The following is a 13,018-nucleotide window of genomic DNA, read 5'->3' on the forward strand; positions in this document are numbered from 1 at the left end:
GACAGGCCCAGTTCCTTCGAATTGTCGGCAAAGACATTGGTCTTGCCCGACTTGTCCCAGACCGAGATATGGGCGTGGCAGCCATTGCCGGTCAGCCCCTCGATGGGTTTTGGCATGAAGGTCGCGCGCAGCCCGTGCTTTTCGGCGACCGACTTGGTCATGAACTTGAAGAAGGAATGCTTGTCGGCGGTGGCAAGCACGTCGTCAAATTCCCAGTTCATCTCGAACTGGCCATTCGCGTCCTCGTGGTCGTTCTGATAGGGGCCCCAGCCTAACTGGAGCATGTAATCGCAGATTTCCTTGATCACGTCATAGCGGCGCATGACCGCCTGCTGATCGTAGCAGGGCTTGGCGGCGGTGTCGTAGGGGTCGGAAATCTGTTCGCCGTCCGGGGTCAGCAGGAAGAATTCCGCCTCAATCCCGGTCTTGACATGCATGCCTTCCTTCGCGGCCTCATCGATCAGTTTGCGCAGCACGTTGCGCGGTGCCTGATCAACCTCTTTGTCCTCCATGATGCAGTTGGAGGCGAGCCATGCGACTTCGGGCTTCCACGGCAGTTGAATGACCGAGTCCGGGTCGGGAACGGCCAACATGTCGGGATGGGCCGGTGTCAGGTCAAGCCAGGTTGCGAAACCGGCAAAGCCCGCGCCGTCCTTCTGCATGTCCGCGATCGCCTCGGCCGGGACCAACTTGGCGCGTTGTCCGCCAAAGAGGTCCGTATAGGTGACCATGAAGTATTTAACGCCGTTCTTCTTTGCAAAAGCCGCCAGATCTGTCGCCATGGTCCGCTCTTCCTTTCCCTGTTTTGATATGTGAAGGGCGCGACCCTTATGGATCGCGCCCGTTGTTCAGATCCGTTTCAGAAGCCACCCTTTCCTGGGTACCAGTCGGTTCCGGCAAGGGGTACACGGGCCATTGCCGCCGCCTCCATCGTGATGGCGCAGAGGTCTTCCGGCTCCAGATTGTGCAGGTGGTTCTTGCCGCAGGCGCGCGCGATGGTCTGCGCCTCAAGCGTCAGAACCTTGAGGTAGTTCTTCAACCGCCGCCCGCCTTCAACCGGATCGAAACGGGCCATCAACTCGGGGTCCTGCGTGGTGATACCGGCAGGGTCCTTGCCCTCATGCCAGTCATCATAGGCCCCTGTCGTGCTCCCGAGTTTTTGGTATTCCTCTTCCCAGTGCGGATCATTGTCACCGAGCGCTATCAGCGCCGCCGTGCCGATGGCCACCGCGTCAGCACCCAGCGCCATTGCCTTGGCAACATCCGCGCCGGTGCGGATCCCGCCCGAGATGATAAGCTGTACCTTGCGGTGCATGCCAAGGTCCTGCAAAGCCTGAACCGCCGGGCGGATACAGGCAAGGGTGGGTTGGCCCACATGTTCGATGAACACATCTTGCGTTGCCGCGGTGCCGCCCTGCATTCCGTCCAGAACAACCACATCGGCCCCGGCTTTCACTGCCAAAGTCGTATCAAAATAGGGGCGCGCGCCGGCGATCTTGACATAGATCGGCACTTTCCAGCCGGTGATTTCACGCAGCTCGAGGATCTTGATTTCCAGATCATCCGGCCCGGTCCAGTCCGGGTGGCGGCAACTGGAACGCTGATCAATCCCCTTGGGCAGATTGCGCATCATCGCGACCCTGTCGCTGATCTTCTGACCCAGCAGCATGCCGCCGCCGCCAGGCTTGGCGCCCTGTCCGACCACAATCTCGATCGCATCGGCCTTGCGAAGATCGTCGGGGTTCATCCCGTAGCGCGACGGCAGATACTGATAGACCAGTTTGGATGAATGCCCGCGTTCCTCGGGCGTCATGCCGCCATCACCGGTCGTCGTCGACGTGCCCGCCGCTGATGCACCCCGCCCCAGTGCTTCTTTCGCCGGGCCAGACAACGCACCAAAGCTCATCCCTGCTATGGTGACGGGAATATCCAGCTCAATCGGGTTCTTTGCGAACCGCGATCCCAGCGTGACATTGGTCGCGCATTTTTCGCGGTAGCCTTCCAGAGGATAGCGGCTGACCGAGGCACCGAGGAACAGAAGGTCGTCGAAATGCGGCACTCGCCGTTTCGCGCCACCGCCGCGGATATCGTAGATGCCCGTTGCCGCCGCGCGGCGGATCTCTGAATTGATCTCGTTCGAGAAGGTCCAGGACTGACGCGGCATCGTCTGCGGGATCTTGGGGTCTGTTTTATCTTTCATGGCCATGTCCCTAGTAGGCCGACGCGTTGTCGACGTCGAAATTGTAAAGCTTGCGGGCCGAACCGTAGCGCTTGAACTCTTCCGGCTTGGCATCGATCCCGGCGCGGTCGAGAAGATCGCGCAGGATCTCCAGATGCTCGGGGCGCATTTCCTTTTCGATGCAGTCCGCGCCAAGGCTTTTCACCTTGCCGCGCACGAAAAGCCGCGCCTCGTAAAGCGAGTCGCCCAAGGCGTCGCCCGCATCGCCGCAGACGACTAGGTTGCCCGATTGCGCCATGAAGGCAGACATATGGCCGATATTGCCCTGCACGACGATGTCGATACCCTTCATCGAGATGCCGCAACGGGATGAGGCATTGCCCTTGATCACCAGAAGCCCGCCATGACCGGTCGCCCCGGCATATTGGCTGGCATCGCCTTCGATGATCACCGTGCCTGACATCATGTTTTCCGCCACGCCCGGCCCGGCAGAGCCATGGATACGAATCGTCGCCTGCTTGTTCATGCCGCCACAATAGTAGCCAGTGGATCCCTTCACCGTCACGTCGATGGGCGCATCCAGCCCGACAGCCAGCGCATGGCTGCCCTTGGCATTGACGATTTCCCAGGCGGTCTGGTTAGTTTCGGCGCTTTGTGCCTGAAGCGTGGCGTTCATTTCACGCAGGCCCGTAGCCTCTACATCGATTGTCTGCATGGTCAGTGGTTCCAGAAGTAAACGGTTGCGGGCTCCGGCTCCCAGACCCTTGCGGTCTCGATGCCGGGAAGGTTCACCAGCGCCCGGTATTCCGAGCCGAAGGCGACATATTGATCGGTTTCGGCCATGACGGCCGGTTTGCAGGCGATCGGATCGCGCACGACGCCGAACCCGTCCTTGGTGCCGACGACGAAGGTAAAGAACCCGTCGAGATCGTCGAGGCTCGATTCCAGCGCCTCACCCAGCGAGGCACCTTCGCGCATCTTCCAGGTCAGGTAAGCGGCACCGACTTCGGTGTCGTTCATCGTCTCGGTCAGAATGCCTTCACGGGCCAGTTGGCGGCGCAGACTGTTGTGATTGGAGAGCGAGCCGTTATGGACAAGGCACTGATCCGATCCGGTCGAGAAGGGATGCGCGCCCATCGTGGTCACGGCGGATTCGGTCGCCATGCGGGTATGGCCGATGCCATGCGTGCCGCTCATCTTCGCGACGTCAAAGCGGGCGGCCACATCCTTGGGCAGGCCGACCTCCTTGTAGATCTCCATCGTATCGCCGGTGCTCATCACCCGCATCTCGGGGCGCAGATCCTTCAGCGCCGCACGCGCTTCGGCGATCTTGTCGGCGGGCATTTCAAGCACCGTATGGGTGTCCTTGTCACGCTGCGCAACCTTGGTGCCGATGGCCTTGCCCAGTTCGGCCGCCAGTCCCTTGAAATCCTCTGCCGGGTTCGGCGACTGCACCGTCAACTTGGAGTTTCCATCCGCGTCAGTGCCATAAATCGCGATCCCCGCGCTGTCTGGACCACGGTCCGTCATCGTGATCAGCATATCGGTGAGCAATGCGCCGAGCTGCGGCTCAAGCGCCTTGTCTTTGAGGAATAATCCGACGATTCCGCACATGTTCTGATTCCCTTGTGAGTGCCAGCAAAGGCTAGCAGGAAGGTTTCCGGCGTTCAACTGTGAAGAAACAAATATTCTTATGAGAATATCCGGGCGAGCATATGCCCGCCCGGAAAGGAAACCGGTCAGTACCGGTCCATAGCCTTCGCGATCTTGTCCGGATCGCCCAGCTTGGCGACCTTGTCGAGATGCTTGCTCTCGCTGCGGAACTGGACGATGTGCCAGCCGATCCAGAAGGCGAGGCCGAGTATGACCATCAGGCCCTCATATCCCTGGAATGGGTAGATCGCGCCAACCTCTGCAAGATCCACGGCCCAGCTGTCGTAACCAATCGTAGACATGATGTGTTCTCCTTATGCTTTGGCGCGGGATGCGAGATGGGCCTTGTCCGCCTCGATGATGGCGTTCTTGGCGTCTTCGTAGGCGTGATGCTCGGCGTAATCGAGGCCTTGCAGCTCCACCTCTTCAGGGATGCGCAGCACACCGGCGGCAGCCTGGATCTTGGCCAGAACCCAACCGGGCAGGAAGCCCAGAAGGCCGAACATGATCGCCGCACCGATGGTCTGACCGACCGGATTGATCGTCGCATAGCCTTCATAAGGTGACGACGGTGCGCCCCACAGAAGGAAACCCGCGATGATCAGGCCGACGACACCGGAATAGCCATGCACCGCGACTGCACCCACTGCATCATCAAGCTTGAACTTCCGCTCGACCCAGTAGTGCAGCTTGTAGACGATGACGACACCGACAGCGCCGACCAACATGGCCTGAATCGGGTGGTAAAGGTCGTTCCCGGCAGAGGCTGTGATGACCCCGGCAAGGCCGCCCGAGAAGGTCCAGAACGCATCGCCCTTGGATACGACATAGGCCGCCATCAACCCGCCCGAGAGTGACATCAGGAAGTTGAAGGTGATGGCCGACAAGGTCGTCGGTGCCAGATAGATGTTGGTTGCCGTCCAGGTGGTGCCGACAATCTGGCCGTCGATCACTTCCGGCGCGATGACGGGCACGTTGCAGGCTGCGTAGAAGCCCCAGAACCCGGTATAGATCAGGAAGAGACCGATGGTCAGCATCCACGGGTTATGCGGCGGGATATCGCGCGGCGTGCCATCTGCGGCGAATTTGCCGATGCGTGGGCCAAGGACCATGATCACGCCCAGCGCGTAACCACCCGCGATGGCGTGGATAACGCCCGAAGCATAGGCGTCATGGTAACCCAGCACCTTGACCATCCAGCCATCCCAGTGCCAGCCCCAGGCAGCGTCGATGATCCACCAAACCGAGCCGATCATCACCGCATGAAGCCAAAGCGCGGAAGACCGGATGCGTTCGATCACCGAGCCCGAGACGATGGAAGCCGCCGTCCAGGAAAACAGCAGGAAGGCTGCCCAGAAGACACCGGTGATCCGGTCGCCAAGATGCGTGCCCATGTTTTCGGAATTGGGCGCATAGGGCTTGGCTGCGTCCCATCCGATGCCGCCCATGCCCGGGAAGGCATTGGGGAAGGCCCAGTAGATCCACCAGCCGAAGAAGAAGAAGGTGACGGTGACCAAGGGAATGATCATCACGTTCTTCATCAGCGTGTGCATATGGTTGCGTCGGCGGCTTGCGCCGACCTCATACATGCAGAAACCCACATGGATGAGAAACATGAACACGACAGTTACCCAGTAATAGAACTCGGTAAACACGGTCGTGAGTGCGTTTAGATTTCCGTCCACTTTCGTTCTCCCCGTTCGCTTGCAGTGGTTATTGTTTCCAGACATTGAACATGTTGATCGCCACTCAAGTCAACAATTTTTCCCATGGTGAAATTTTTGGCATTTTCAGGACGGGTCACACGATCCAAACCTGCCGCAGAGATCATTGTTCCGGAAAGATGCATACCCTGCGGGGAAACTTTTTTTCTTGACTGGCTGTGTCGCATGCCCCCATCCTTGCCCGCAGCAACGGCTTGCCTTCAAGAATTCGGGCCTTCGCCCGGAAAAATTCTTCGCTGCCAAACGGGGGATTTGCGACAGAATGCGGTCGAACACACTGTCCGGACGGACTGCGATCCCGACGGGCTGACGGCACAAGATCAATAACGCATCAGGGAGATACAGATGACAGCATCATGGAGGTTTTCGGTTCTGGGCGATCGTCACCGGGCGATGGGCTCAAACCTCGAAGACTGGAGCGGGATGGGCACGGCCTGGTCCTATGACAAGGATCAGGAAGAAGAATATCTGGCGATCCGCACCAAGGCAGGCTTCATGGATGTGTCTGGCCTGAAGAAGGTCCATATCATCGGCCCGCATGCAAGCCACGTGATCGACCGCGCCACGACGCGCAATGCTGAAAAGATCAAGCCCGGCCGGTCCAGCTATGCCTGCATGCTGAATGACGAAGGCAAATTCGTCGACGATTGCGTCATCTACCGGATGGGGCCGAACAGCTGGATGGTGGTGCATGGCTCGGGTCAGGGGCATGAGCAGCTGACGATGGCCGCGATGGGCCGCGATGTTGATATCCGCTTTGACGACAACCTGCACGATATCTCGCTTCAGGGTCCGATGGCCGTCGATTTCCTGCAGGATCACGTGCCGGGCATCCGCGACGTCGTCTATTTCAGCCACATCCATAAGATGCTGTTTGACAAGCCGGTCACCATCTCGCGCACCGGATATACCGGCGAGCGGGGCTACGAGATTTTCTGCCGGGGACAGGACGCCGCCCATATCTGGGACACGCTGGAAAAACTTGGCAAGCCGAAGGGCATTATCCCGACGCGGTTCACCACGCTCGACTGGCTCAGGGCGGAAAGCTACCTTCTGTTCTTCCCCTTCGACAATTCCGACATGTATCCGTTCGAGAATGAAAAGCATGGCGATACGCTGTGGGAGCTGGGCCTCGACTTCACCGTCTCACCCGGCAAGACCGGGTTCCGGGGGGCGGAGGAACACTACCGGCTGAAGGGCAAGGAACGGTTCAAGATCTACGGCGTGAAGCTGGAAGGCACAGAACCGGCCGAAGAGGGTGCCGCGCTGATGAAGGATGGCAAGCAGGTCGGCGTCGTGACGATCGGCATGTATTCCAGCCTCAACAAGCAGTGTGTCGGCATCGCGCGGATGCCGGTTGACTGTGCGGTGGACGGCACCAAGAGGACGGTCAGGAATTCAAGCGGGGATATTCCCTGCGTGGCCCATTCGATGCCGTTCTACGACACCGACAAGAAGCGGCGCACGGCCAAGGGCTGAAGCGGCACGGCGCGGACTGCATCGCCAGTCCGCGCCCACCAAAAAGACGACAAACAGGGAGATGCCTCAAGGTGTCCAAGTTCAATTTCCCCGAAGCCATCAAAAGCCGCCCCGTCTACGGCGCGTTGCAGCCCCGGCCCGGCAAGTCCCATCTGATGATCGCCGATGCCGAAGGGGCAGAAGCGCTGATCGACGTGGCCAAAGCCGATCCCGAGATCATGGCCAAGGCGCATGTGATCTATATTCCCAAGGGCACCGGCACGACCTATTCCGACAAACTGGCCGCGCTGAAACCCGCGATCCTGCATATCAGCCCCAGCTACGGCGCCTCAGTACCCCGCCTTCAGCGGGTTCTGGCGAACGCACATATGGGCTTGCAGATCTACCTTGCGGGGACCGAGGGCCTGATGGGACAGGCGATGCAGGAAGCGGTCAGCGCTGGCATCCCGCATACGGCGATCCAGACCGAACATCGCGGTTCGGTCGCGCGGCGCATGCAATGCGTGCATTGCAAGGGGATCACCGAAGACGTGATGACCGACCCCTTCGTCTGTTCGCATTGCGGACTGAACCTTTTCGTCCGCGACCACTATTCCCGCCGTCTGGCCGCGTTTCAGGGTGTCTGTATCGACGCCGAAGACCCCGGCGATGTGCCCGAACCGGTGGAGTTGTACAAATGAGCGCCGGAACCGAAAAGATCGCCGTCACCGTCACCGATGTGGTTGAGGTCAACGACCTGGTGAAACGCTTCCGCTTTGTCCGCACCGATGGCGGGCCGCTGCCGACTTTCTCGGGCGGGGCCCATACCGTGGTCGAGATGAAGGACGGCGATATCACCCGCCTCAACCCCTATTCGCTGATGTCCGATCCGCGCGACCAGAGCGCCTATACGATCTCGGTTCGGCGTGATGAGGAGGGGCGCGGCGGTTCGCTTTTCATGCACCGGACCGTCAAGCCCGGCGACAAGATGGTGCTGAACTATCCGGTGAACCTCTTTTCGCTCGATCTGCGGGCGAAGAAGCATCTTATGCTGGCGGGGGGCATCGGCATCACGCCGTTCCTGGCGCAGATCAAACAGCTTTCGGCGACCAATGGCCGGTTTGAGCTGCATTACTCGGTGCGGACGAAAGCCTTGGGGTCTTATGTCGATGAATTGACCGGAAAGCATCCCGAACACGTCCATATCTATTACGACGACCAGAAACAGGCGATCGACCTTGAGCATCTCCTGGACGGTCAGCCCCTCGGCACACATGTCTATGTCTGCGGCCCCAAGGGCATGATCAACTGGGTACTCGATACGACCAAACGGCTGGGTTGGCCGGATGAGGCGGTGCATTCCGAGGAATTCCTCGCCCCGCAATCGGGCAAACCGTTTGAGGTCTATCTCGCACAATCGAAAAAGACCGTGAAGGTCGGCGAACATCAAAGCCTGCTGGAAGCCATCGAGGCCGCGGGCGTCGATGCGCCCTATCTCTGCCGTGGTGGCGCTTGTGGGCAGTGCGAAACCGATGTGCTGGAGCATGACGGCACCTTCATCCACCGCGACCACTGGCTGGAAGACGACCAGCGCAAGGGCTGCGGCAAGATCATGCCCTGCGTCAGCCGCTTTGAGGGCAAGAAACTGGTCCTGGACCGCTAGGAGACTGGGAAATGAGCATCCAATTCAGGGACGAGACGTTCCGCGACACCTACACTTTCCGGAACTCTGACTGGGCGATCCAGCGCTTTCCGTTCCCGTTCCACGAAGACAACTACATGTATTCGGTGAACATGGAGCCGCATAAGGGCGGTCGCGAGGGTTCGGTCTACGAAAACCGCTTTGACGTCGATGAACACTATGTCTCGGAGATGAAGGACCGCGCCATCGTTCTGGCCGAGGATCCGCTGCGCTGCCAGTCGCTGCCGCATATGACGCTGGCGGGCTGGGACCTTCTGGAACTGATCATGGTGGCGAAGTCCGAGGATTACCCCGACCTCTTCGAACTCCACCGCGACGGCAATAACTGGCACTGGATCAACAAGCCGATGGGCATTGACCAGAAATTCGTCTTCATGGACGAAACCACCCTGCCCTACGGCCCGATGGAATACATCACCCGCCAGACACAGGGCGATTTCGCCGTGCTGGACCAGCGCGACGACAATCTCTGGATGGATGCCGGGATGGTGACGACGCAGGCGGACTGGAGCCTTGATTTCGACATCGGCATGAACTTTTTCGAATGGCACGCGCCGGTGCCATTGGCCCATGAGATGGGCATCTTCCAGCGGGCGCTGAAGTTTCTGCTGAACATTCAGCAGGGCACACCAGCGCGGCGGTTGAACTGGACGATGACGGTCAACCCGCTTCTGGATACGAGCCCCGAGAACTACCATAAATGGGGCATCCAGAAGATCGAGCTGACGCCTGAGAACGTGGGTGAAAAACAGCATCTGCGCGTGGAGTTGCAGACCTTCTTCCGCCTGCCGCGCTCGAATGCTTTGGTCTTTCCGATCCGCTGCTACCTGATCCGGCTGGAAGACCTTGTGACAGTGCCGAAATGGGGACGTCGCCTGCACCGGGTGATCCGCGACCTGCCCGAGGAACTGGCGGCCTATAAGGGGTTCATCCGCAACCGGCCGATGATCGTCGACTATCTGTCGAAATTCGACGACGGTGCGCCGACGTCGCCCGGTGTCTGGCCGGACTGACCTTTATTTGTTGTGCATGTAGGAAATGATTGACAGGTAACGGGCCGGAAGCTTCACCAGAACTTCGGGCCCGTGCGGCGCATCGGCGTCAAAGAACAAGGTATCGCCAGGTTTGAGGGGATAAACCTCATTGCCGTGGCGGTAGTCGACCTCACCCTCCAGCATGTAGAGCATTTCGATGCCCTCATGCTGGAACGTCGGAAAGATGTCGGAATCCGATGTCAGCGTGATCAGATAGGGTTCCACCTGAACGCCCGTCGAATTAGAGCCGAGATGACCAAGGAGGTTGTACTGATGCCCCGCCCGCGTCCCGCGCCGCTCAATCTCGACGCCTTCGCCGGATTTGGTGTGGACGGCGTTGTGCACGTCCTCGAACCGGCGGAAGAACGCTGTCAGCGGCACGCTCAGCGCATTGGCCAGCGCTTGCAGCGTCGACAGCGAGGGCGAGGTGTTGCCGTTCTCGATCTTCGACAGCATGCCGATCGAGAGGCCCGTCCGCCGCGACAGTTCGGCAACCGTCATGCCGCTTTGGTGGCGGAACGCCCGCACCTCACGCCCGATTGCGACTTCAAGAATGTTCTCGCGTTCTTCCTTGACCCGGTGCGGATCCTGTCCGAGGACTGCTGCGCTCATGTTCTGCCTTCCCTGCCAGGTTTTCTGGCCTCGGTGGTTACGTCACCGGGCCGCAGGCTTTGCTCTGTTTCCGCGCCGTTCGTCTTGTCGTAGGGTAGCGGTATGTTTCCTCATAGTAAGAAAGATAATCCGCAATCTCAATGCACCGTGACGGTCGGCATTCTGATTCTGCCTGAATTTCCGATGTCTTGCCTGACATCGATGATCGAACCCCTGCGCGCTGCGAACGAAATCGCCGACACCACCGCGTTTACCTGGAAGATTATTTCCGAGACGGGCGAACGGGTGAAGTCCAGCGCGCAGGTCGGCTTTGACCCCGATCTTGCCTTGGGGGCCGCGCTGGATGTCGACTATCTCTTTCTGCTGGGCAGTCCGACCTCTGGCTTCGTCGATCCGAAGGGGTCCGAAGGCCACCTGCGACGCCTTGTGCGGCACGGCGTTGCGATCGGTGGCGTCAGCGGCGGGGTGTTTCCTCTGGCGCGGTCGGGTCTTTTATCCGACCGCGAATGCTCGGTCCATTGGTGCTATGAAGCTGCTTTTGCAGAAGAATTTCCAGATTTCGCAATGCGCGATGACGTGATTGTCGTCGACCGGGGCTGCTACACCGTCTCGGGCGCAGCCGCTGCATTCGACCTGATGCTGCTCTTTATCGAAGAGCGCCTTGGCGGCGATGTCGCAACCGAGGTCGCCTGCTGGTTCCAGCACCCGTTGGTGCGCGGGCAAGGGGTACGGCAGAAGGTGCCCACCTTCCGGCGCGAAAGCACCGCCGATGCGCTGCCGGTCGCGGTGACCAAGGCGGTTGATATCCTTGCCCGCCGCATCGCCGACCCGATCAGTATCGAGGCGCTGGCCGAAGAGGTTGGCGTCTCGGTTCGCCAGCTTGAGCGGCAGTTCAACAAGGCAACCGGCCAAAGCCCGCTGCGTTACTACCGGACACTTCGGATGAAGGCGGCGCGGCAGCTCGTTCTCTACTCCAAACACAGCATGATCCGCATCGCGACTGCGATCGGCTATGAAACCGTGGCACCGCTTTTGCAGCATTACCGGCAGGAATTCGGGATCAGCCCCACCGAGGAACGCAATACGATCAACCGCTTCCGGGTGGACGGCAACCGGCCACTGCCGGACGCGTAGGAAAAGCACCCTATAGCGTTTCGCGTTAAACTTGAATCACCTAACGCTGCCTGAAATCAAAGATTTCAACGCGTTAGGTGATGAGTGATGCTTCAAGTTAAACGCGAAACGCTGTAACGGGCAGATCGCGCTCAGCTTTCCGGGCCTTGCTGCATCGTATCCCCGTATCTCCGTCGCTCGGCGCTGATGCTCATCAGCCATGCCGCCACCTCCTGACGACCGGGAAAGGCGGGACGGTTGCGCGGGGTCAACAGGTAGTAGCCATGATCGGTGCGGACATGCCGGTTTCCAAGCGGCCGGACCAGCTTGCCCGCTTCCAGTAGCTGATCGACGAGGTGCCCCCAACCCAACGCCACGCCGACACCGTCGACCGCCGCATGGATCGACAGCGGATAGGTATTGAACATCATCGTCCGGTCAAGACGCCGGAACGGAACATCGGTCTGGCCCAGCCAGGTGCGCCAGTTCATCCACTCGGTATGACTGCTTGATACTTCGATCAGTTGCGCATTCGGCAAGGACCCGGCATCGCTGACATCAGGATTTGCCGCCAGAAAATCGGGCGAGCAGACCGGAAAGATGGTTTCGCCGAAAACCAGTTCTGCATCATAGCCCGGCCAGTCGCCATCGCCGCGCAGGATGGTCAGGTCGACCATATCGGCCAGACATTCCTCGTCATCATCCGAGGCCACCAGCATGATGTTCAGATGCTTGTTCGCCTCACGGAACTTGCGCAGGCGCGGGGTCAGCCAGAGCGCTGCGACGGAATTCGTGGCGGCAAGAACCACCGGACGATTCTGCCCGGTCTTGAGAGTATCGTCGGCAGCAGCCCTGAGCGCGTCGAGCGCCGGTTGGATTCGGGTCAGGAATTCACGCCCATATTGGGTCAAAGTGACCGACCTGTGGCCGCGTTCGAAAAAGTTCAGACCGAAATGCAGCTCCAACAGGCGGACTTTCCGGCTGATCGCGGTTTCGCTGAGATTGAGAACCTTCGACGCACCTGCAAAGCCCATCTGTTCTGCGGCCGCCTCAAACGCCAGCAGATAATCGAGTGGGGGCAGCGGCTTGGCGCGGTCGCGCGGCTGGCGCCTGTTACGCTCCTCCTGTTCCATGGCTGAGATTGTCCCCCGCAAATCTGCCCGCATGTCCGGCAGAGCCGACATTATGCCAGCCTTCCCGCTTTGCCATCAATTTTTAGAGGCAATGGCAAATAAAATTCTTCGCAGAAAAACCGTCCGGGTTAGGCATGATTGGCGCCGGAACCTGGCTGAACGGGCCGGGCCCCAAAAAGTGGGATATTTCAGGGAGACGTCATGAGATTTGCAGCCACGGTATCGCTTGCCGCCTTAGTCGCAGCATCCGCAACGGTTTCGAACGCCGCTGACAGTTCGGACCCGATCATCATTCCGATCCACAACTGGTCCAACCAGATTGTGATGAGCTACGTCGTTGGCCAGATATTCGAAACGATGGGCAACAACGTGGAATTCGTCACCACCGACAGCCAGGCGGTCTATGAATC

Annotated in this window: 14 protein-coding genes and 1 pseudogene; 6 read left to right on the forward strand and 9 right to left on the reverse strand. The window is 59.6% G+C overall.

The features are described 5' to 3' along the window. The 7 genes and pseudogenes from WBB85_RS13810 to WBB85_RS13840 form a co-directional block, all read right to left on the reverse strand. Positions 1 to 782, reverse strand: a pseudogene (locus tag WBB85_RS13810) (type III glutamate--ammonia ligase); the annotation flags it as partial. 77 nt (positions 783 to 859) lie between these two features. Continuing rightward, on the reverse strand, positions 860 to 2,200 hold the full coding sequence (locus WBB85_RS13815; protein ID WP_432639186.1) for an FMN-binding glutamate synthase family protein: 1,341 nt from the start codon (positions 2,198 to 2,200) through the stop codon (positions 860 to 862). Positions 2,201 to 2,210: 10 nt separating this feature from the next. Beyond that, positions 2,211 to 2,894 carry a protein GlxC gene (locus WBB85_RS13820; protein WP_432639188.1) on the reverse strand — a complete coding sequence of 228 codons (684 nt, stop codon included), beginning with the start codon at positions 2,892 to 2,894 and terminating at the stop codon, positions 2,211 to 2,213. 2 nt (positions 2,895 to 2,896) lie between these two features. Then, positions 2,897 to 3,793: a class II glutamine amidotransferase gene (locus tag WBB85_RS13825; RefSeq protein WP_432639189.1), complete on the reverse strand. Its 897-nt coding sequence runs from the start codon at positions 3,791 to 3,793 to the stop codon at positions 2,897 to 2,899. A gap of 125 nt (positions 3,794 to 3,918) precedes the next feature. Next, positions 3,919 to 4,134 carry a hypothetical protein gene (locus WBB85_RS13830; protein WP_432639190.1) on the reverse strand — a complete coding sequence of 72 codons (216 nt, stop codon included), beginning with the start codon at positions 4,132 to 4,134 and terminating at the stop codon, positions 3,919 to 3,921. A 12-nt stretch (positions 4,135 to 4,146) separates the two neighbouring features. Then, positions 4,147 to 5,517, reverse strand: a complete 1,371-nt coding sequence (locus WBB85_RS13835) for an ammonium transporter (protein WP_432639191.1) — start codon at positions 5,515 to 5,517, stop codon at positions 4,147 to 4,149. Beyond that, positions 5,502 to 5,723 carry a hypothetical protein gene (locus WBB85_RS13840; protein WP_432639192.1) on the reverse strand — a complete coding sequence of 74 codons (222 nt, stop codon included), beginning with the start codon at positions 5,721 to 5,723 and terminating at the stop codon, positions 5,502 to 5,504. The genes WBB85_RS13835 and WBB85_RS13840 overlap by 16 nt, the downstream gene beginning before the upstream one ends. A 178-nt stretch (positions 5,724 to 5,901) precedes the next feature. On the opposite strand from WBB85_RS13840, the gene WBB85_RS13845 reads away from it, so the two are divergent. From WBB85_RS13845 to WBB85_RS13860, 4 genes are all read left to right on the forward strand, one after another. Further along, a complete protein-coding gene (locus tag WBB85_RS13845) occupies positions 5,902 to 7,035 on the forward strand; it encodes an aminomethyltransferase family protein (RefSeq protein ID WP_432639193.1) in 1,134 nt (377 codons plus the stop codon). 71 nt (positions 7,036 to 7,106) lie between these two features. Continuing rightward, a complete protein-coding gene (locus WBB85_RS13850) occupies positions 7,107 to 7,715 on the forward strand; it encodes a dimethylamine monooxygenase subunit DmmA family protein (RefSeq protein ID WP_432639194.1) in 609 nt (202 codons plus the stop codon). After that, positions 7,712 to 8,677 carry a PDR/VanB family oxidoreductase gene (locus WBB85_RS13855; RefSeq protein ID WP_432639195.1) on the forward strand — a complete coding sequence of 322 codons (966 nt, stop codon included), beginning with the start codon at positions 7,712 to 7,714 and terminating at the stop codon, positions 8,675 to 8,677. Before WBB85_RS13850 ends, WBB85_RS13855 begins: the two co-directional genes overlap by 4 nt. Positions 8,678 to 8,688: 11 nt before the next feature. Continuing rightward, on the forward strand, positions 8,689 to 9,729 hold the full coding sequence (locus WBB85_RS13860) for a heme-dependent oxidative N-demethylase family protein (protein WP_432639196.1): 1,041 nt from the start codon (positions 8,689 to 8,691) through the stop codon (positions 9,727 to 9,729). A gap of 3 nt (positions 9,730 to 9,732) precedes the next feature. Here WBB85_RS13860 and WBB85_RS13865 read toward each other — a convergent pair whose 3' ends face one another. Further along, positions 9,733 to 10,362 carry a helix-turn-helix domain-containing protein gene (locus WBB85_RS13865; protein WP_432639197.1) on the reverse strand — a complete coding sequence of 210 codons (630 nt, stop codon included), beginning with the start codon at positions 10,360 to 10,362 and terminating at the stop codon, positions 9,733 to 9,735. A gap of 183 nt (positions 10,363 to 10,545) precedes the next feature. Between WBB85_RS13865 and WBB85_RS13870 the strand changes: the two genes are divergently transcribed. Then, positions 10,546 to 11,496, forward strand: coding sequence for a GlxA family transcriptional regulator (locus WBB85_RS13870; RefSeq protein ID WP_432639198.1), 951 nt, complete (start codon positions 10,546 to 10,548; stop codon positions 11,494 to 11,496). Positions 11,497 to 11,627: 131 nt separating this feature from the next. Here WBB85_RS13870 and WBB85_RS13875 read toward each other — a convergent pair whose 3' ends face one another. Next, the gene (locus WBB85_RS13875; RefSeq protein ID WP_432639199.1) at positions 11,628 to 12,608 is read right to left on the reverse strand and encodes a LysR substrate-binding domain-containing protein; all 981 of its coding nucleotides are present in this window, start codon (positions 12,606 to 12,608) and stop codon (positions 11,628 to 11,630) included. Between the two features lie 201 nt (positions 12,609 to 12,809). Here WBB85_RS13875 and WBB85_RS13880 point away from each other — a divergent pair. Beyond that, a partial coding sequence (locus tag WBB85_RS13880) for a glycine betaine ABC transporter substrate-binding protein (RefSeq protein ID WP_432639200.1) occupies positions 12,810 to 13,018 on the forward strand: 209 nt, incomplete at its 3' end.

It is taken from the genome of Albidovulum sp., from assembly GCF_049646345.1.
Classification (GTDB): Bacteria; Pseudomonadota; Alphaproteobacteria; order Rhodobacterales; family Rhodobacteraceae; genus Albidovulum.